The following is a 365-nucleotide window of genomic DNA, read 5'->3' on the forward strand; positions in this document are numbered from 1 at the left end:
ACACCGTCACCTAATTCAAGGATGGAAACATCGAATGTACCACCACCAAGGTCATAAACAAGGATCTTTTCATCTTTGTCCTTCTTGTCAAGACCGTATGCTAGGGATGAAGCAGTAGGTTCGTTAATAATCCGCTTTACATCAAGGCCCGCAATTTTACCGGCATCCTTAGTAGCTTGACGTTGAGCATCATTAAAGTATGCAGGAACAGTAATAACTGCTTGAGTAACAGTATCACCAATGTAGTCTTCAGCATATTTCTTAAGGTATTGCAAAATCATTGCTGAAATTTCTTGTGGAGTATATTTCTTACCATCAACTTCAACAGTGTATCCTGCTTCACCCATGTGACTCTTGATTGATGA

Annotated in this window: 1 protein-coding gene; it reads right to left on the reverse strand. The window is 39.7% G+C overall.

All coding sequences use genetic code 11. The features are described 5' to 3' along the window. Positions 1–365 (reverse strand): Hsp70 family protein (locus CP352_RS10895; protein ID WP_158227703.1); only part of this gene is annotated, 365 nt, incomplete at both ends.

It is taken from the genome of Lactobacillus sp. UMNPBX1, from assembly GCF_002554085.1.
Lineage (GTDB): Bacteria > Bacillota > Bacilli > Lactobacillales > Lactobacillaceae > Lactobacillus > Lactobacillus crispatus.